The sequence below is a fragment of the Arthrobacter sp. B0316-5-4 genome, from assembly GCF_059090325.1.
The window spans coordinates 22,711-41,402 of sequence record NZ_JBNHFN010000004.1; the positions used below are offsets into that span (position 1 = coordinate 22,711).

The following is an 18,692-nucleotide window of genomic DNA, read 5'->3' on the forward strand; positions in this document are numbered from 1 at the left end:
TGGGCAGATCATGACCGCACCAATCACTACCCCCATGACCGAAGCCGACCCCTACACCCTGGACCACGGCAGCACCAGCTACCGTGTGGACCGGTACGAGTTGGACCTCGATGTCAGGCTGGGCAGCAACAAGCTGATCGGCAAGGCGGTCCTGCGCTGCACGGCTTTGGAACCGACAGCGCAGATTGTCCTGGACCTGGTGGGTTTGCGTGCCAGCAAGGTCCAGCTGGACGGCAAGAAACTCCAGAAATTCAGCCACAGGGCCCAGCACCTGGTATTGACTCCCCCGTCCGCACTCAAGCCCGGCCAACAGTTTTCACTGGAGATCCGCTACGACGGCAACCCTCAGCCCCGCCGTGGACTGTGGGGAGATGTTGGCTGGGAGGAATTGAACGACGGCGTACTGGTCGCCGGCCAGCCCAACGGAGCAGCGTCCTGGTTCCCCTGCAACGACCACCCCCGTTACAAATCGAGCTTCCTCATCTCGGTCACCACCGATGACAACTACCGGCCTGTGTGTAACGGGCGGCTCGTATCGCACTCCCGCAAGTCGAGCAGGGAAACGTGGGTCTACGAACAGGCTGAGCCCATGGCCACGTACCTCGCTACCGTACAGATCGGCCGTTACATCAAGGTCCCGCTGCAGGCCGACGATTCCCACCACAGGGTCCCCCAGTTCGTCGCCGTCACTCCCGAAATGGCAGCAGACGCCCTGCAGGGGCTGGGACGCCAGCCGGACATGATGCGGACCTTCGAGGATTGCTTCGGACCCTACCCCTTCAGCGATTACACGTCCGTGGTCACCGAAGACGAACTGGAAATTCCGTTGGAGGCACAAACGGTCTCCATTTTCGGTCGCAACCATATGCGTGACGCCTGGGACTCGCAGCGGTTGATCGCCCACGAACTCTCGCACCAGTGGTTCGGGAACTCGCTCACCGTCAACAGCTGGAAGGACATCTGGCTGCACGAAGGCTTCGCCTGTTACGCCGAGTGGTTGTGGTCCGAGGAGTCCAGGACCATGACTGTTGCAGCGCGGGCAACGGCCGCGTGGAAGAGGCTCGACGTCGGGCCGCAGGACCTTCTGGTGGGCGACCCCGGCCCGGAGCTGATGTTCGACGACCGGGTTTACAAGCGTGGGGCTTTGGCGGTTCACGCAGTGCGGATGGCGGCCGGTGACGAGGCGTTCTTCGGTTTCCTGCAGCATTGGACGGCCTTGAACCGGCACGGATCAGTGTCCACGGAATCGTTCATCGCAGCTGCGGACGCGTTCATTCCGGGGTTTGATGCTGATGCGATTCTCCGGCCATGGCTGTACGAGGCGGCGCTTCCCGCCCTGCCTTCACCGCGTTAGCCGACGGCCAGGGCGGCCACGAGACCGTCCGGCAGCGCCCGTCCGCCCACGGTGCCCAGGTCCTGTACACCGTGGCGCCCCAGCACATCCAGGTCGCTGGGATCGTTTCGCAGGCCCTCACCGGTCATCTTCAACCACGCCTCCTTGCGTGCCCACAGTCGCGTCCGCTGCTCGTCGCGCAGCGTCGCGGGGGTTGACGCCAGGTAGCGCTTCTCATTCTCGGTCAGGACGACGTCGTCGAAACCCGCGAACGCTGCCCGGTCCGTTGCTTCAAGGTCCACTCCCAGCCGGAGGCCTCCTTGTGGATGCACGACGCCGGCCAGCAGCACCCAGCCCGACGCCCGGGACGCGCTGAGCGCGAGAGGTGCGGGGTCGCCGTCGAGCATGAACCCGGGGCGGCCGTGGTCCTGTCCGGAGCCGCACAGGGGGCAACGATAGTCGGGCACCAGCTGGTGGGGTTCCACGTCGAGGAGGGAAGCAGCGAACTGTTGGAGGGCGAGCCGGCCTGCCACGAAGGCGTCCCGGTCTTGGGCGCGGGCGAACCTGGCTGCACGGTGCTTGGCAGGTTGCCCTATGAGCCCTAAGCGCTCGTCCGGGACCAGCCGGACCTCAAGCTGACGCAACTCCAGTACAGGGGTGTCCATCATGCCCTCGCCCCGCTCTCGATTGCTCCAAGGAACAAGGGAAGCAGCGGGTTGGTGCTCTCGCGAAGCCAGGCAACTCCTATGTCCCAGACCGCGGACTCCAGGTCGATCGCGATAAGCTGCACGCCGTCGGGGAGGATAGCCGAGGTGCTGGCGGGGACCAGAGCCGAGCCCGCTCCCGCGGCTACGAGTGCCACGACAGTCAGCAGGTCGGACGTTTCGTAGACCGTCGTCGGGCTGCATTTCAGGTCCATGAACAGCTGGTTTGTTTGCGCGGCCATGCCCGGTCCGCGGGCCGGGACGAGGCGGACCAAAGCCTGGTTCTGGAGCCAGTCCCGCAGGCCCTTCCGGCCAGGCTCGGGAACCGTCCCGCCGGAAGGGATGGCGAGTGCCAGCTGATCGCGCCGAATGACCTGCGCGGCAATGTCCTGCGGAACAGGCATGCGAACGAATCCCACGCTTAGCGTGCCGTTGCGGAGTGCGGCAAACTGCCGGGCGGAGGACATATCTTCGAGCTTGATGTCGATCCCGGGGTGACTTGCGCGGAAGGCAGCGACAGCCCGCGGGGCTACGTCGATCGCAGACATCCCAAACCCCACATTGAGCACGCCTTCCACACCTGCTGCCACCCGCTCCATACGCTGGGTCAAGGCATCTGCCCGGCGCACAAGGTCGACCGCGTCGACCAACAACGCCTCTCCCGCGGGCGTCAGTGCTGCACCGTGGCGCCCACGCGTGAACAGCGTGCTTGCGGTCTGCCGTTCCAATACCTGGATCTGCTTGGTCAGGGCCGACTGGGTTGTTGACAGCGCCTTGGCAGCAGCTCCGAAGTTCTGGTTCATGGCAACCGCGATAAACGACCGCAAAAGGCGTAGTTCCATTTCCTAACACTATCGAGAGGATCATGCCCGATCACACACACGTTGCTGCGGCTCGCCGCCACCGAGGAGTTTCATTCCCAAAAGGAATCGATTATGCGAAAAAATTCATTAGACAGAATGTTTTTCCGCAACCAGCATTGAAAGAGGTCACTACCAAGGAGAACCAATGCCCCATGATTCACAGCCCACACTTCGCGCCTCGGCCGTGCAGTTCGAAGCGGTACCGGACCGCCCGGACCTTAACCTCGAGACCATTCGCCGGCTGGCGACCGCTGCTGCAGCCGAGGGAACACAATTGATCGCGTTTCCCGAGATGTGCCTGATCGGCTACTGGCACCTTCGAAGGCAAACGCCGAAACGTTTGGCCGAGCTTGCCGAGGCTGAGGGTGGTCCGAGCATCCGTGCCGTCCAGGAACTCGCCCTTGAGCTGGGCGTCGGCATCGGCGTCGGCTACCTCGAGGTGGACGGCGACGGTCGACTCTACAACTCCTACACGGTATGCCTTCCCAACGGGGCCCTCCACACGCACCGCAAAATCCATGCCTTCGAACACGGGTCCATCGAAAGCGGCTCGCAATTCACTGTCTTCGATACGCCTTGGGGCATCAAGATCGGAATCCTGATCTGTTGGGACAACAACCTCGTCGAAAACGTCCGGGCGACAGCCCTCCTGGGTGCAACAGTTCTCCTGGCCCCCCACCAAACCGGCGGCACCAACTCACCGAGCCCACGGGGAATGAAACCGATCCCTGTCGGGCTGTGGGAAAACCGGCGAGCAGATCCCGCGGCACTTGAGGCGGCATTCCGCGGACCCCACGGACGCGAATGGCTGATGCGCTGGCTGCCTTCCCGCGCCCACGACAACGGCCTTTTCATCGTCTTCAGCAACGGCGTGGGCCCAGACGATGACGAGATCCGCACGGGTAACGCAATGATCATCGACCCATATGGCGCCATCATCGCCGAAACCTGGATCGCAGGCGAAACGATCGTTACCGCCGACCTGGACCTCGGCCTTGTGCCTCTATCAACCGGCCGCCGATGGATACGGGGCCGCCGACCAGAGCTCTACACCACTCTGACCCAACGTCAAGGACATGAGCTCGACGCCCGGGCCGCGCGATTCTCAGAACGCCCCGTCGAGACCCCGTAGCGGCCCGCCCGCCAAGACTTCGCTTCCACGGCTTGGCCAGTCCGGACAGCAGTGTTCCCCGCAGCCAGGACCACGCTGCGGGGAACACAGATGCGGATTAACCCAACCGGGCTACTTCACCGAGGTCAGGTAGTTCGCCAGGGTCGGGGTGATGCGGGTACCCGAGTTTGAACTGCCGCCGTTGGTGTGGATGGCAACGATGCTGTTGGAGCTGTTGTACACAGGCGCTCCGCTCTGGCCGCCGAAAGTGTCCATCTTGTAGTAGACCTTTTCGGTTGCGGTGCTCTCAATGGCGCCCGTCATAGACCACATGGTTCCAAATGCCTTGTCCCCCGGGTAGCCGCGGACGGTTGCGCTGGTTCCGTTCAGGCTGGCCGTGGTACCGGCGTAGTTAAGCCACCCGGTGGTGTTCCCGATGGTGCAGTCGAGCTTGATGACACCCCAATCCGCGTTGGTGTTGGCCGAGTCAATCCAACGCTGGTCCGTGAGGAGTTGGGTAGCGCCACAGGTACCGTACGGATCCGTCGATCCATTCCGGCCCGGCGCTACTTTGACCCCCCAGGAGTAATCAGCTGTGGAACCCGTGCCGCCCGTGTGGACACAGTGCCCAGCGGTCAGCACGGTGTCGTCGGAGATGAGGGAGCCGGAACAGATGTAACCGCCATTGAATTCAATCTGCACGATGGAACGGTTGGGCGCCGCCGTGGTGTTGGTGATCCGCACCCGGCCATCAGCGCCGATGACCGAGTCCGTGGAGTATCCACCATTCTTGGTGGGCGCGGCGATTGCATAACGGTCAGCCAAAGGGGATGCAGCGGAGCCGGACGTCTGCGTCTTATCCACCGTGTGGGATACGGGCTGGACCTCGGCGGCCGCGGGCTGGGGCGTCAACTCTGACGCGACTGCGGCTCCGCCAAGCGAGGACGTCAAAGCCATGACTGCAGCCCCGACAAGCAAAGCAACGTTGTGCTTTTTCATGGGTACCTTTCAAGGGACGGCTCCGGGAGAACCGTGCAAGGGATGTGATACACACGTTTCACATGTGCATGACAAAACTGTCATACATGTGTGAATACTCTGTCAAGATGCTGGGAGTGCAATCTCAATAAAAACGAAAATCCCCGGAACCAGGGAGGTTCCGGGGATTGCCGTGTATCTGTTCGATCAGCGCTGGACAGCTCCGAAGCGCTCAGCGGCAACTGCGACGGCGGATGCGCGTGCTTCTGACGCCTCATCGGCAGTCAGCGTGCGGTCGTCGGCGCGGAAACGCAGGCCGAAGGCCAGCGACTTCTTACCATCATCGATGCCGGGCCCCACGTAAACGTCGAACAAGGCGACATCCTCAAGGAGTTCGCCTGCGCCTTCGCGCAGGGCAGCCAGCACCTGATCGGCTGTTACGTCCTCCGGAACCACCAGCGCAACGTCCTGCGTCGCAACAGGGAACCCGGAAATGTGTTTGGCAACAATCACGTCGGCAGCTGCTTCGAACAATGCCTCAACATTGACTTCCAGAGCCACAGACCGGGCAGGCATGTCGTGTGCTGCCAGGAGCTTCGGGTGGAGCTCGCCGGCGTAACCCACCACATCGCCGTTGCGCAGGGAGAGCTCCGCGGCACGCCCTGGGTGGAACGCCTGGTGGCTACCTTGGCTGACTACCAGTTCAACGCCAAGAACGTCGGCAATGAGGCGGGCAATATCCAAAGCGTCAGCCCAGTCCCAGGCACGGGGCTGGTGCGTTGCGGCAGCCGGTGAGTCGTGGCCGGTCAGGACAGCGCCGATGTGCAGCGGCTGGTGCGGGACGCCGTCGTACAGCGCATCCAGCACCTCATCGGAAGGCTTGACGCCCAACGGCGGGATGGATTCCGTGCCGAGCTTTTCACCCGGGAGGAAGACCGAACCTGCTTCGTACAGTGCCAGGTCGCGGAAACCACGCGAGTGGTTGCGGCGGGCTACCTCGATGAGGCCGGGCAGGATGGAGGTACGGAGGTAGCCGTTCTCCTCGCTGATCGGGTTTGCCAGCTTTAGTGCCGGACGTTCCGCGCCTTCCTCCGCAACACCGAAGGTGTCGTTGGCGGCCTTGGAAACGAACGGGTAGGACAGCACCTCGGTGAGCCCTGCATCCGCCAGCGCCTGGACAACACGACGCTTCTGCTGCTGGCTGCGGCTCAAGCCACGGCCCGGAGGCGCCACCGGGAGGGTGGACGGGATGTTGTCGTAGCCCACCAAACGAGCGATTTCCTCGGAGAGGTCTTCCTTGGTTTCGAGGTCATTGCGCCAGCTCGGAGCAGTCACCCGGTAACCGGTAGCGGTCTTCTCCACCATTGCGCCAAGATCCACCAGCGATGTGGTGATCTGCTCTTCCGTGAAGTCGATGCCGATACGCGCAGCGGCGAATTCTGCGGGCAACTCGATGGTCACCGCATCCGGCGCGGTACCGACGTCGGTCCCGGCCTCATCTGCGGTCCCACCGGCAAGTTCCACCAGGAGGTCCACGACGCGCTGCGCGGCGACGTTGGCCACCTGCCAGTCAACGCCACGTTCAAACCGCTTGGAGGCCTCGGACGGCAACTTGTGGCGGCGACGCGACCGCGCAATGGAAACTTCGTCGAAGTGCGCGGCTTCCACCAGGATGTTGGTGGTGGAGTCCGACACCTCCGTGTGGGCGCCACCCATCACGCCGGCAATGCCAATGGCCCCGGAGTCATCGGTGATCAGCAGGTCCTCGACGTCGAGCGTGCGCTCCTTGTCATCGAGAGTGGTGATCTTCTCCCCTGCAACGGCCCTGCGGACCACGATGTCGCCCGAGAGCTTGTCGAGGTCGTAGCAGTGGTTCGGCTGGCCGAGCTCGAGCATGACGTAGTTGGAGATATCAACGGGCAGCGAGATGGAACGCACGCCGGCCAGGCGAAGGCGCGAGGACATCCACGGCGGGGTGGGGCGCGAAGCATCCACACCCCGGACCGCGCGGGCCACAAAGCGGTCGCATCCCGGCTTGCCGTAAATGGGGGCGTCATCGTTGAGCTTGACGCCGTATCCGCCTTGGAGGGTGGCCGGCGCGTTGACCTTTGAAGCCGGGTCCACGAACAAGGTTCCCGTGGCGTGCGCGTACTCGCGGGCAACTCCACGGATGGAGAACGCATATCCGCGGTCCGGGGTGACGTTGATTTCCGCTGCCTGGTCGTACAGGCCCAGCAGCTCCATGGCGTCCGTACCGATTTCCGGGTCCAGGCCAATGCGGGAAAGTACCAGGATGCCGTCATGGTCGTCGCCGATGCCCAGCTCGCGCACCGACGCGATCATGCCGGCAGAGAGGTGACCATAGGTTTTGCGCGCTGAGATCCGGAAGTTCCCGGGCAGGACAGCACCTGGCAGGGTGACAACCACTTTGTCGCCCTCAACAAAGTTGTGGGCGCCGCAGATGATGCCCTGCACGCCGGAAGGGTCGATGCCCTCGCCGGTGAGGGTCTGTTCTTGTCCCTCCGGAACCACGCGGACCTGGCACCAGTTGATGGTCTTGCCGTTGGATTGCGGCTCCTTGACCAGGCTCAGGACCTGGCCTACGACGATCGGGCCGCTGAGTTCGTCCGTGGGACGGTGGACTTCTTCTTCTTCAAAGCCGACCTTGACCAGGTCGGCCATCACGTCTTCGGCCGTAGCATCGGCCGGAACCTGCGCGAATTCACGCAGCCAGGAAAGTGGGATACGCACTGTTAGATCTCCATCCCGAAGTGCTCGCTGAAACGTACATCGCCTTCGATCATGTCGCGCATGTCGCCGACCTCATTACGGAACATGAGGGTCCGCTCGATGCCCATGCCGAACGCAAAACCTGAATAGACATCCGGATCGATGCCGGCTGCCCGGAGGACGTTGGGGTTGACCATGCCGCAGCCGCCCCACTCGATCCAGCGCGGACCGCCCTTGGCGCCCGGGTGCCAGATGTCCAGCTCCGCTGACGGCTCCGTGAACGGGAAGTAGTTGGGGCGCAGGCGGATGGAGGCTTCGTCGCCGAACATCTGCCGGGCGAAGTGCTCCAAAGTGCCGCGAAGGTCCGCCATGCTGAGATTCCTGTCAATCGCCAAGCCCTCGAACTGGTGGAAGACAGGGGTGTGCGTGGCATCGAGTTCATCGGTGCGGAACACCTTGCCGGGGCACAGCACGTAGATGGGCACCTCGCGTTCCAGCATGGAACGGACCTGCACCGGCGAGGTGTGGGTACGCATGAGCAGGTGCGCCTCGGGGGGTTCCACGAAGAAGGTGTCCTGCATTTCGCGGGCCGGGTGGTCCGGCTTGAAGTTTAGGGCATCGAAGTTGAACCACTCCGACTCCACCTCGGGGCCTTCGGCAATTTCCCAGCCCATGCCCACGAAGATGTCCGAGACACGGTCCTGCAGGGTGGACAGGGGGTGGCGGGCACCGGCGCGGCGACGACGCGGCGCGGCAGTGACATCCACGGTTTCCTCGACGAGGATGCGGGCGTCGTTCTCTGCTTCCAGCACCTCGGTACGGGCTGCGAGCGCCTGGTTGACCCGTCCGCGGGAGGAACCCATGAGCTTGCCCGCAGCAGCCTTGTGCTCCTTGGCCAGGCCGCCGATTTCGCGGTTGGCGAGGCTCAGCGGCGACTTCTCGCCGGTGTGGGCGAGGCGGACAGCCTTGAGTTCTTCGAGGGAGGAAGCTGCTGCGATGGCAGCGAGCGCGTCCTCGACGGCGGCGGTGATGGCGGCTTCATCCAGCGGATTCGGGCTGGCAGCGCCTGGCAAAGTGTCAGTCATCTACTGTTCTTAGCTACGAGTAGGGAGCGGCCAGCAATGCCGGCCTGGAAAACGAAAAGGGCAGTGCTCGCCGCGGACGGCAGGCACTACCCTTCAGTCTAGTTGAACGTCACGGACCTGATTTAACGCCTGGGTTCCCAACAACCTCCGCCTGGCCGACGGGTCTAGCATGGCTTCATGACTCCCGCGCAGCGCCTGAGGCAGATGGCAAACGTCATCAACCTGTCCACGCCGCTGGGACTTGCGGTGGCAGTAGCGTCACGCTCCACCCTCTCGCGAGGGCCACGCGGCCTCGTCATAGCCGCCGGGTATCACTGGAAACTGCCCTACGCGGGAGCGTTCACCCTGGGAAATGTGATTCTTTACCGGGCGCCCCAAGGTATGGCGGGCAGTGACGCCACCCTCCTGGGACACGAGGAGCGGCACAGCACCCAGTACGCGTATTGCCTTGGCCTGCCCTTCTTCGCCTTCTACGGCGTCGCCGCCGGGTGGTCGCTGCTGCGCAGCGGGGACCCGGCGTCGAGGAATTTCTTTGAACGCCAAGCCGGCCTCGTCGCCGGTGGCTACGTTGACAACCACAAGCGTCGGCAAGGCGGACCAGCCGACCAACGGATCGAGGCTTAGACATGAAGCGAACCATCACCGTCACCGGCAACGGCAGCGCCAAGGCTGCCCCCGACCTGGTCACGCTGACTCTCGGTGTGGAGACCCGCCGCGAGACTGCGGGAAAAGCATACGACGACGCCGGGAAAGCGGCCGCCGCTGTCGCTTCGGCTCTTCGGGAAGCCGGCGTCGCAGGCGTTGACTTGCGAACGAGTGGCCTGAACCTCCGTGCCGACATCGCATGGGTGGAGGGGCAGGGCCAGAAGGTGACCGCCTACGTCGCTTCCACCACCCTCAATGTGGGCATCCGCTCCCAGGCAGATGCCCCGGCTGCCATCGCTGCCGCGGTTGCGGCCGGTGGTGACGACATCAGAATCAACGGCATCGAGCAGGGCTTCGTGGACACGGCCCCCATCACTGCCCGGGCTCAGGAGGCTGCCTGGCAGGACGCCCTGGCCCGGGCGGAGCACTACGCCACCCTGGCAGGCGCCCGGCTCGGAGCTGTTCGATCCATTGCCCAGCAACCAGTTCCCGGCACCCCCATTCCCGTGGGCGGACTGGTCCGGGCGTCCTTTACCGCCGAAGCGCTTCCGGTGGAGGCCGGGGAATCGTCCGTTCCTGCCTCTGTCACGGTGGAGTGGGAACTTCTTTAGTGGATGGCTCCTGCAGGCAGCCGTATATCCGCCGTCGTTTCCAACGCCGTGCGAACAACCAAGGCAACACCTTCGGCCATCGTTTCCAGGGGCATTGACGGGGTGGCAGTGGCTGGCGGCAGTTGCTCCGGAAGGTACGGGACGTGGATGAACCCGCCGCGGACGCCTGGCCTGGAGGCCAGCGCATGCATGAGCGCGTAGAAGACGTGGTTACAGACGTAGGTACCGGCCGATTGTGAAACTTCGCCCTTGATGCCTGCGATCTGGAGATTCCTGAGTGCTGCTTTGATCGGCAAGCTGGAGAAGTAGGCCGCAGGCCCGCCGTGGACGACTTCCTGGTCGATGGGGCGCTGGCCGGCGTTGTCCGGGATCCTGGCGTCATCGCAATTGATAGCCACGCGTTCCAACGACACGCGCCCACGCCCTCCGGCTAGGCCCACGCAAACCACCACATCAGGGACGATGCGATCCAAGGCCGCGTTGAGGGATGCTGCCGACTCGCCAAAGATGCAAGGGAGCTCGACGGCTTCCACTGCGTAGCCGTCGTTCTGGAGTATCTCCGCGGCACGCTGCACGGCCAGCCACGACGGATTGACCGTGTCGTCGCCAAAGGGTTCGAAGCCAGTCAGGAGAATCATGGGCCAACCCTAGCAACGTCCTTGTCCCCGTGTCCGGGCCTGCCATCGAAGCCTTGACATTTATTCGAACATACCTTCGAATAGAGATCATGAGATGGGACGCACAAGCACTTTCACCGGCACGTGGGTTGGCGTCCGAGAACACCGGCAACACGTTTCCCGGCCCTGCCCCGGCCATGGAGGCGCTGCTGCCGCTTGCCGGGCTTGTGCGTTCCGTCTCGACACCCGAATTCTCCGGAGTCACCTTCCATGAGGTCACCGCAAAGTCAGTGCTCAACAAGGTGCCTTCCGGTTCGGCCATGCCCTTCGAATGGACGGTGAATCCCTACCGCGGCTGCAGCCACGCCTGCGTCTACTGCTTTGCCCGCAAGAGCCACACCTACTTGGAATTCGACGCCGGCCGGGACTTCGACTCGCAGGTGGTGGTCAAGATCAACGCCGCTGAGGTCCTCCGCAAGGAGCTGGCCAAGCCTTCCTGGCAACGACACCAAGTTGCCCTCGGCACCAACACGGACCCCTATCAAAGGGCCGAAGGCCGTTATGCGCTCATGCCGGGGATCATCAGGGCATTGGCGGATTCCGGAACACCTTTCTCGATCCTGACCAAAGGCACACTGCTGGCCCGGGACATCCCCTTGCTCAAGCATGCGGCAACCCAGGTTCCCGTGGACCTCGGCATCTCCCTTGCCATGACCAACGAAGACCTTGCAGGGCTCATTGAACCCGGGACACCCTCCCCCCGTGCGCGGCTGAAACTCATAGCACGCCTCCGCGATGCCGGCCTGGGATGCGGGGTCATGGCGATGCCCATCCTGCCCTGGCTGACGGATTCCGATGCTGCCCTCGATGCCCTGTTCACCGAACTCGCCAAGGCGGGTGCCACGGGAGTCACAGCCGGAGCCCTTTACCTCAAACCGGGGACGCGCGAATGGTACATGAGCTGGCTGGCCGCGCAGCATCCCGAATTGGTGGGTAAATACCGCCGCCTGTACGGCCAGGGTTCCTACGCTTCGAAGGAATACCGCAGCTGGCTGGCAGGCAGGATCAATTTCTTCAAGGCCAAGCACGGCTTCAGTGGAAGCTCGGGATTCAGCCACCGGAATGCCCGCCCCGCCGACGGTTCGGCAGCTCCTTCCGAGGCCACTGCTGCCTCGCCGTTGCCAGGACAAGAGGCGCTTTTCTGAGAAGGCCCGCTGGTGGCGCTGCTGAAGGGGCCGCGGCGCAGATCTCCTACGCTGCGGCGGAGACCCGATCAAGCAGTGCCTGGACAATCGGCAGGTCCGCCGGAATCCATGGAAGTCCCAGAACGTCGTCAAAGCCATTCAAGGACATCCACCGCAGCTCGTCGTGATCTTCCAGCGGGCGAGGCTCCCCCGCGGTCAGCTCCGCGAACCAAACCCGCATGACCGCACGCTCGTTGAGGGTCCACCCGGCGCTGTTTCCGGATTCAAGCTCCTGGCCCAAACGAACCTCAACCCCGAGCTCTTCGGCGAGTTCCCGGTGCAGTGCGGCCTCTGCCGTCTCTCCCACTTCCACTTTGCCGCCGGGGAACTCCCACATCCCTGCGAACTGGGGAGGAGCGGTGCGGCGTGCGGCGAGAAGACGGGTGGGGGCTTCCAGGGAGTCGACGACGGCGGCGCCAACGACGTTTATGAGTCCAGTCACCGGAACAGTCTATGGCCGTAGCGTCCATGGGAGTCGTCACATGCTGACGCCAAGTCGCCCGAGCACGACTAAACTTGTTATCGGATTTTCTCCGCGTTTCCCGGCCGATCAGGCGCCCCTCAAGAAGCAGGCATATGACTACCACCGTGTCCCCGTCCGCCACAGCGAAAGCAAGCAAACGCCACCTCGGCATGGCCATCCTGGCCCTGGCCATGGGCGGGTTCGCCATCGGTACCACCGAGTTCGCCATGATGGGCCTCCTGAAGGAAATCGAGGAAGGGCTGGGCATCAGCACTCCGCAAGCGGGCAGCCTCATTTCCGCCTACGCGTTGGGCGTCGTCATCGGTGCGCCCATTTTCGCGGCCTTCGGCGCGAAACTTCCCAAGAAGCACCTTGCCTTGGGCCTCATGCTTTTTCTGTCCGTGGCAAACCTGACATCGTTCATCGCTCCCGATTACGGTTTCATGCTGCTCTCCCGCTTCGCTTCGGGCCTCCCCCACGGCGCCTTCTTCGGAGTGGCAGCTGTCATCGCGGCGGGCCTGGTGGCTCCCACCAAACGCGGTTGGGCGATTTCCATGGTGATGGCCGGCCTTACGGTGTCGAACGTCATCGGCGTGCCGCTCGCCACCTGGGTGGGTCAAACCTTCGGTTGGCGGCTGCTGTTCATCATTGTCGGCGCCATAGGGCTCCTTACCGTTGCCATGGTGTGGAAGTTCGTCCCGTTCGAAGCGGCCCACCCGGACGCGAGCATCCGGCGTGAGCTGGGAGCCCTCAAGCGCCTCCAGGTGTGGCTTGCGCTGTTGATCGGCATCATCGGCTTCGGCGGTTTCTTTGCCGTCTACACCTACATCGCCCACACGATGACGTCGGTGGCAGGTATCCCCGAAAGCCTTATCCCTGCCGTCGTGGCCCTCTATGGCCTTGGCATGGTGGCAGGCAACATCATCGGCGGACGAATCGCGGACAAGTCCGTCATGGGGACCATTTACTGGGTCATGCCGGGAATCGCCGTAGCCCTGGTGGTTTACGCCGTCGCCGCGCACTGGGCGTGGGCGGCCTTCATCATGGCATTCGTCGTTGGCGGCGTGGGATCCATGCTCACCCCCGCCCTGCAGACACGGCTCCTGGACGCCGCTCCCGGTGCCGCGTCCCTGGCCTCTTCCTTGAACCACTCTGCCCTGAACATCGCCAACGCACTGGGTGCCTTCCTCGGCGGCACCGTCATCGCCTGGGGTTGGGGCTACGTCGCTCCGGCACTCGTGGGCGCGGTCCTGGCCATCCTCGGCCTCGGCGTTGCCGTGGTGAGCGGCCTGCTGGAACGGAAGAAGCCGCTGGCAAGCTGATAGCCGCTGGCCAGCGCGTACAGCGCCCAGCCAGCTAACGAAGGGTCCTTAAACGACGAACGGCTCCGCCGGTGCGGAGCCATTCGTCGTTTAAGCCCTAGGCCTGCTGCGCCTGAACCCGCTCGATGTCCGGTTCGAGGTAGATGACCCGAGCGATCGGAACGGCCGCGCGGATCCGCTGCTCGGCGTCGTCGATCCCCTTTGCGATCTCCTGGCCGGTCTCGGAGGCACCCATGGAAATCTTGGCGGCCACCAGCAGTTCCTCCGGGCCCAGGTGCATCGTCTTGAGGTGGATGATGTGGGTTCCGTCGGCCTCCAGGGCTTCGGTGATCCGCTGCACGTCCTCCTTGGTTGCGGACTCCCCCAGCAACAGGGACTTGGTTTCCATTGCCAGCACAATGGCGATGGCTACCAGCAGCAAACCGATCATCGCGGTGCCGAAGGCATCCCAGATACCGTCGCCGGTAACCAAAGTCATGCTCACGCCAAACAGGGCGAACACCAAGCCCAGCAGCGCACCGAAGTCCTCCAGGAGGATCACCGGCAGCTCGGGCTGCTTGGCATTACGGACGAACTTGACCCAGGTCTGCTTACCGCGGATGTGGTTTGACTCGATGATTGCGGTCCGGAAGGAGAACCCCTCGGCGATGATGGCGCCAACGAGGACAGCCAGCGGAACCCACCAGAAGTCGCCTTCGATGCCGTGCGGGTGCTGGAACTTCTCAAAGGCTTCGTACAGGGCGAACAGGCCACCGACACTGAAGAGGACGATCGACACGATGAAGGCGTAGATGTACCGCTCACGGCCGTAGCCGAACGGGTGTTCCGGGCTGGCCGCCCGTTTTGCGCGCTTGCCGCCCACCAGGAGCAGGAGCTGGTTGCCGGAGTCGGCAACGGAGTGAATGGCCTCTGCGAGCATTGACGATGACGCCGTCAGGAAGAACGCAATGAACTTCAATACAGCGATGGTCAGATTGGCTGCGAGAGCCGCCACGATCGCTTTGGTACCGCCACCTGCAGCCACGAAAGCTTCACCTCTTCGGGTTGGGGAAAGTTTGGAATGGGTCAAGAAGAGTCGTCATCGCCTGCCCTTGCAAGCAATACCGTACCCGGCCAGGCGTTGTTTACGCATTCCCCACTCGGACGCCCTGCTGGGAGCGTGCACTGGCGTACAGGCAGACCGTGGCCGCCGTGCCGAGGTTGAGGCTCTCTGCGGCCCCGTAAACAGGCACAGCCACGCGGTGGTCAGCAAGGGCCAGTTCCGCATCGGACAAGCCTTGGGCCTCGTTGCCGAACAACCACGCTGTGGGCTCCTCAAGGGCGTATTCGGAGGCCACCGACTCGTTGCCGAGCCTGCGCGCCGCGTTTTCGTCCTGGAGCTTGTCCAAATTGACCGTTCCATACCCGTCGGCGGCCAGGACACCAATGCCCAGCTCCCGGCAACGGGCTACCAGTTCGTCAACGTCCACACCCAGGACCACGGGCAGGTGGAATAAGGAACCAGCGGTGGACCGGACTGCTTTGGGATTGTAGATGTCCACACTCGATCCCGTCAGAACCACAGCATCGGCGCCTGCGGCATCAGCGGCACGCAGCACCGTTCCGGCATTACCGGGGTCCCGCACCTGGCACATCACGGCAATAAGGCGGGGACCGGCGTCGAGTACTGACTCCAGGCTAACGTCGACAAAACTGCAGACCGCCACAATCCCCTGCGGATTGACGGTGTCCGCCATCGCGGACAGGACCTCGTCGCTGGCGAGCCTGAGCTGCGTGCCCTGCGCGAGGTCGGCGAGTTCGGGAAGCCGCTCCAGGCACGCTTCACTAGCGAAAACTTCATGCACGACGGCGCCGCCGCCTGCCGCTGTCCGCTCACGGTGCAGGCTCAACGCCTCGCGTACGGCCTGTGGCCCCTCGGCCAGGAAGCGTCCGCGCTTTAAACGCGCCGGGCGCCCGGCAAGCTTGGCGACGTCCCTCACCCGATCAGCTCGGGGGTTGGTCATCGAAAAGTCTTGCGGGCGCCCGGTTTCGTTCATATAAGAACTTTAGTGGCAGTTGCGACTAGTTCTTGATCTGCTGGCGAGCTTCGCCGCCGGCCGGCTCAAAGCCGGCAGCCTTTGCAGCCTCAACCGTGGAGAACCAGTATTCGGCAGCAGTGGTGTTGTACCAGGTGGAACCCGGCACGTGGTACTTCTTGGACTCGGCGTTGCCCTTGATGGCGTAGCCTTCCGGAGCTTCGTCGCCATCAGCAGCAATTGCGCCGTCGATGGCCGGCTTCTCGGAAACGACAGCCTTGACAGCCGTAGCCGTGGCGGCAGCCGGAGCAACCTTTGCAGCCTTGGGAGCAGCTTCGGCCTTTGCAGCCGGAGCAGACGTGTCAGCCGGCAGTGCAGCCTTGGCAACGTTCACCAGTGCGGCGAAGGCGTTGGCGTCGGAAACGGCCAGTTCGGCCAGCATGCGGCGGTCAACCTCGACCTCAGCGGCCTTCAGGCCCTGGATCAGACGGTTGTAGGTGAGGCCGTTGGCGCGGGATGCAGCGTTGATGCGCTGGATCCAGAGGCGACGGAAGTCACCCTTCTTCTTGCGGCGGTCACCGTAGCTGTACACAAACGAGTGCAGCAGCTGCTCTTTTGCCTTGCGGTACAGGCGCGAACGCTGACCGCGGTAACCCTTGGCGCGTTCGAGAACAACCCGGCGCTTCTTGTGGGCGTTTACCGCCCGCTTCACACGTGCCACGTGCGTACTCCTTCAGAAATCTTTATCCCAAGCTGCTACTGCCGGAAGTCCGGCGGGCCTGAGAAGGCTTTTGGTGTAGTCGGTTCCTGCCGGTTGGCAGACCCCAGAGAACTTGGAACTTAGACGCCGAGCATCTTCTTGATGACCTTGGCATCGCCCTTGAAGACGATCTTGTCGCCGGCAAGGCGACGGGTCAACGTGGAGGACTTGTGCTCCAGGTAGTGGCGGCGGTTGGCCTGCTGGCGCTTCAGCTTGCCGGTACCGGTCAGCTTGAAGCGCTTCTTAGCACCGCTGTGGGTCTTCATCTTCGGCATGGGAACCGATCTCCTTACGTATCCACGGACGAGTCCGCGATTCTTTCGCGCAGCCGGCCTACAGGGGCCAGCGTGCTGGTTGCTTGCCAATGGAGGACAGGCCTCCGCGGCGTTGAACTAGTTGGTCTTGCGTGCAGCAGGCTTCGGCGTGGCCTTGGGGGCCGCGGGACGAGCTGCCGGCTTGGGAGCTGCCGGCTTGGCGACGGGCTTCGGAGCCGCAGGAACTGCGGGCTTCGGAGCCGCTGCCGGTACAACCGGCTTCGGAGCTGCCGGAGCAGGTGCCGATTCCGTCTTGGCCGGGGCGGCCTTGGCCGATTCCGTCTTGGCTGGGGCGGCCTTTGCTGCCGGGGCCTTCTCGGCCACAGCTTCCTTGGCTGCCGGCGCGGGAACGTCCTCGACTACGGGAGCTTCCTCAACAACAGGGGCTTCCTCAACAACCTCGGGCTCGCTGGCTGCCGGGGCTTCTTCAGCTACGGGAGCCTCGACCTCGGGAGCTTCCACAGTTTCCTGCGTGGGCTCTGCTTCGCTTACCTGGAAGCCCTCGGGAAGAAGGTCAGCCAGGCTCTGCGTGAGCGGCGCCTGCTCCCCCGTGGTGTCCACGCGTCCTGCCGCCTTGGCCTCGTTCTGGGCCTTGGCTTCTGCACGCTGGGTTGCACGGCGGGCTTCAGCCTTGGCTTCGGCCTTGTTCTTCAGCGGACCGATCACCATGACCATGTTGCGGCCATCGATGCGCGGGCTGGACTCAATGATGCCAACCTCGGCAACATCTTCCGCGAAGCGCTGCAGCAAGCGGATGCCCATTTCGGGACGCTGCTGCTCGCGGCCACGGAACTGGATCATGGCCTTGACTTTGTCGCCGGCACCGAGGAAGCGAAGTGCATGTCCGCGCTTGGTCTCGTAATCGTGCTTGTCGATCTTGAGGCGGAAGCGGATTTCCTTCAGAACCGTGTTGGTCTGGTTCTTGCGCGCTTCACGGGCCTTGACGGCTGCCTCGTACTTGTACTTGCCGAAGTCCATCAGCTTGCAAACAGGGGGCTTGGCCTGCGGCGCAACTTCAACGAGATCGAGATCGGATTCGGCAGCAAGACGCAGGGCGTCCTCAATGCGGACAATTCCTACCTGTTCGCCGGCAGGGCCGACCAACCGCACCTCGGGGACGCGGATACGCTCATTGATTCTTGGCTCGCTAATGTTAAAGCTCCTGTGGTTGTGGTGATGTCACCGGCAAATAGAGAAGGCCCCCAATTGCTGGCGCAATCGAAGGCCTCGAAGATCGGGGGCACTCCCCTAAGGGAAGTACGCACCTCGGGGTTTTCACCCTCAAAGTGTCCGACCAGGTACCCGGCAACCTCTTGTCCTGTGAAGGAATCCTGTCCCCTAAGGGAAACGGCTGACGCGGGTGGGAGAGAACTCCGCTTGCTAACTGAAAGTCAATTCTACAGAAACAACCCGCCAAGCGCACATTGCGGGCGGCGGGATCATTGACTGCAAATAACGACTTCCAGTCGGTCTGTGACAAGCTTACCAGTATGAGCACTGAAGACAGCAATTCCCGCAACTCCTTTGGCGAAGACGCCGTCCCGGCCGTTGATGCCGGCGTTTCCCAGCAGATCCGCGACATCGCGGAAGTACCGGCCGTGGAGGTCATCACCACCGGCGCCGTCCATCTGATGAGCGCAGCCGCCGTGAAGGTCGGCCTCGCCGACGATCCCCATGCCGAGGACCTCAAGGACCTCGACGAAGCCCGCAAGCTGATCACGGCCCTCGCCGGACTGGTATCCGCTGCTGCCCCGGAGATCGGCTCCCAGCACGCAGGTCCGTTGCGCGACGGCCTTCGTTCGCTGCAACTGGCCTTCCGTGAGGCCTCCCTCATTCCCGACGCCCCGGGCAAGGGCCCGGGCGAGAAGTTCACCGGACCCGTGAACTAGCCCCCAAC

19 protein-coding genes are annotated in these 18,692 nt (G+C 63.4%); 7 read left to right on the forward strand and 12 right to left on the reverse strand.

What is annotated here, in order from left to right; translation table 11 throughout:
• Nucleotides 1–10: 10 nt before the first annotated feature.
• Nucleotides 11–1,354 (forward strand): M1 family metallopeptidase, encoded by a 1,344-nt coding sequence (locus tag AC5RU9_RS12130; protein ID WP_494016651.1) that lies wholly within the window; start codon nt 11–13, stop codon nt 1,352–1,354.
• Here the strand turns inward: AC5RU9_RS12130 and AC5RU9_RS12135 are convergent.
• Together AC5RU9_RS12135 and AC5RU9_RS12140 are read right to left on the reverse strand one after the other, a co-directional pair.
• Nucleotides 1,351–2,001: a 4'-phosphopantetheinyl transferase family protein gene (locus tag AC5RU9_RS12135; protein ID WP_494016652.1), complete on the reverse strand. Its 651-nt coding sequence runs from the start codon at nt 1,999–2,001 to the stop codon at nt 1,351–1,353. The two genes, AC5RU9_RS12130 and AC5RU9_RS12135, sit on opposite strands and share 4 nt — an antisense overlap.
• Nucleotides 1,998–2,879 carry a LysR family transcriptional regulator gene (locus AC5RU9_RS12140; RefSeq protein ID WP_494016653.1) on the reverse strand — a complete coding sequence of 294 codons (882 nt, stop codon included), beginning with the start codon at nt 2,877–2,879 and terminating at the stop codon, nt 1,998–2,000. Before AC5RU9_RS12140 ends, AC5RU9_RS12135 begins: the two co-directional genes overlap by 4 nt.
• A 166-nt stretch (nt 2,880–3,045) precedes the next feature.
• Between AC5RU9_RS12140 and AC5RU9_RS12145 the strand changes: the two genes are divergently transcribed.
• Entirely contained in the window at nt 3,046–4,032 is a 987-nt protein-coding gene (locus AC5RU9_RS12145) for a nitrilase family protein (RefSeq protein WP_494016654.1), read from the forward strand.
• A gap of 111 nt (nt 4,033–4,143) precedes the next feature.
• On the opposite strand, the gene AC5RU9_RS12150 is transcribed toward AC5RU9_RS12145, so the two are convergent.
• The 3 genes from AC5RU9_RS12150 to pheS all read right to left on the reverse strand — a co-directional run bounded on the left by AC5RU9_RS12150 (nt 4,144) and on the right by pheS (nt 8,804).
• Entirely contained in the window at nt 4,144–5,010 is an 867-nt protein-coding gene (locus AC5RU9_RS12150; protein WP_494016655.1) for a trypsin-like serine peptidase, read from the reverse strand.
• A gap of 186 nt (nt 5,011–5,196) precedes the next feature.
• Nucleotides 5,197–7,740, reverse strand: coding sequence for a phenylalanine--tRNA ligase subunit beta (gene pheT, locus AC5RU9_RS12155; protein WP_494016656.1), 2,544 nt, complete (start codon nt 7,738–7,740; stop codon nt 5,197–5,199).
• A gap of 2 nt (nt 7,741–7,742) precedes the next feature.
• Nucleotides 7,743–8,804 (reverse strand): phenylalanine--tRNA ligase subunit alpha, encoded by a 1,062-nt coding sequence (gene pheS, locus AC5RU9_RS12160; protein WP_211711882.1) that lies wholly within the window; start codon nt 8,802–8,804, stop codon nt 7,743–7,745.
• 177 nt (nt 8,805–8,981) lie between these two features.
• Between pheS and AC5RU9_RS12165 the strand changes: the two genes are divergently transcribed.
• The gene (locus AC5RU9_RS12165) at nt 8,982–9,428 is read left to right on the forward strand and encodes a hypothetical protein (RefSeq protein ID WP_494016657.1); all 447 of its coding nucleotides are present in this window, start codon (nt 8,982–8,984) and stop codon (nt 9,426–9,428) included.
• A 2-nt stretch (nt 9,429–9,430) separates the two neighbouring features.
• On the forward strand, nt 9,431–10,060 hold the full coding sequence (locus AC5RU9_RS12170; RefSeq protein ID WP_494016658.1) for an SIMPL domain-containing protein: 630 nt from the start codon (nt 9,431–9,433) through the stop codon (nt 10,058–10,060).
• On the opposite strand, the gene pcp is transcribed toward AC5RU9_RS12170, so the two are convergent.
• A complete protein-coding gene (pcp, locus tag AC5RU9_RS12175; RefSeq protein ID WP_494016659.1) occupies nt 10,057–10,698 on the reverse strand; it encodes a pyroglutamyl-peptidase I in 642 nt (213 codons plus the stop codon). The two genes, AC5RU9_RS12170 and pcp, sit on opposite strands and share 4 nt — an antisense overlap.
• 89 nt (nt 10,699–10,787) lie before the next feature.
• Between pcp and AC5RU9_RS12180 the strand changes: the two genes are divergently transcribed.
• Nucleotides 10,788–11,882, forward strand: a complete 1,095-nt coding sequence (locus AC5RU9_RS12180) for an Rv2578c family radical SAM protein (protein ID WP_494016660.1) — start codon at nt 10,788–10,790, stop codon at nt 11,880–11,882.
• Nucleotides 11,883–11,928: 46 nt separating this feature from the next.
• On the opposite strand, the gene AC5RU9_RS12185 is transcribed toward AC5RU9_RS12180, so the two are convergent.
• Nucleotides 11,929–12,363, reverse strand: a complete 435-nt coding sequence (locus AC5RU9_RS12185; protein WP_494016661.1) for a (deoxy)nucleoside triphosphate pyrophosphohydrolase — start codon at nt 12,361–12,363, stop codon at nt 11,929–11,931.
• A 134-nt stretch (nt 12,364–12,497) separates the two neighbouring features.
• Here AC5RU9_RS12185 and AC5RU9_RS12190 point away from each other — a divergent pair, with 134 nt between their 5' ends.
• Complete coding sequence (locus AC5RU9_RS12190; RefSeq protein WP_494016662.1) at nt 12,498–13,706, forward strand: MFS transporter; 1,209 nt, start codon at nt 12,498–12,500, stop codon at nt 13,704–13,706.
• Nucleotides 13,707–13,803: 97 nt separating this feature from the next.
• Here the strand turns inward: AC5RU9_RS12190 and AC5RU9_RS12195 are convergent, their stop codons facing one another.
• From AC5RU9_RS12195 to infC, 5 genes are all read right to left on the reverse strand, one after another.
• Nucleotides 13,804–14,730, reverse strand: a complete 927-nt coding sequence (locus AC5RU9_RS12195) for a cation diffusion facilitator family transporter (RefSeq protein WP_211711875.1) — start codon at nt 14,728–14,730, stop codon at nt 13,804–13,806.
• A 100-nt stretch (nt 14,731–14,830) separates the two neighbouring features.
• Nucleotides 14,831–15,742: a TrmH family RNA methyltransferase gene (locus AC5RU9_RS12200; protein WP_494016663.1), complete on the reverse strand. Its 912-nt coding sequence runs from the start codon at nt 15,740–15,742 to the stop codon at nt 14,831–14,833.
• 25 nt (nt 15,743–15,767) lie between these two features.
• Entirely contained in the window at nt 15,768–16,442 is a 675-nt protein-coding gene (gene rplT, locus AC5RU9_RS12205) for a 50S ribosomal protein L20, sunset domain variant (RefSeq protein WP_494016664.1), read from the reverse strand.
• 119 nt (nt 16,443–16,561) lie between these two features.
• Nucleotides 16,562–16,756: a 50S ribosomal protein L35 gene (gene rpmI / locus AC5RU9_RS12210; RefSeq protein ID WP_059387794.1), complete on the reverse strand. Its 195-nt coding sequence runs from the start codon at nt 16,754–16,756 to the stop codon at nt 16,562–16,564.
• 117 nt (nt 16,757–16,873) lie between these two features.
• The gene (gene infC / locus AC5RU9_RS12215) at nt 16,874–17,905 is read right to left on the reverse strand and encodes a translation initiation factor IF-3 (RefSeq protein WP_494016665.1); all 1,032 of its coding nucleotides are present in this window, start codon (nt 17,903–17,905) and stop codon (nt 16,874–16,876) included.
• A gap of 380 nt (nt 17,906–18,285) precedes the next feature.
• On the opposite strand from infC, the gene AC5RU9_RS12220 reads away from it, so the two are divergent.
• Nucleotides 18,286–18,684 (forward strand): DUF1844 domain-containing protein, encoded by a 399-nt coding sequence (locus AC5RU9_RS12220; RefSeq protein ID WP_309991528.1) that lies wholly within the window; start codon nt 18,286–18,288, stop codon nt 18,682–18,684.
• Nucleotides 18,685–18,692 lie beyond the last annotated feature (8 nt).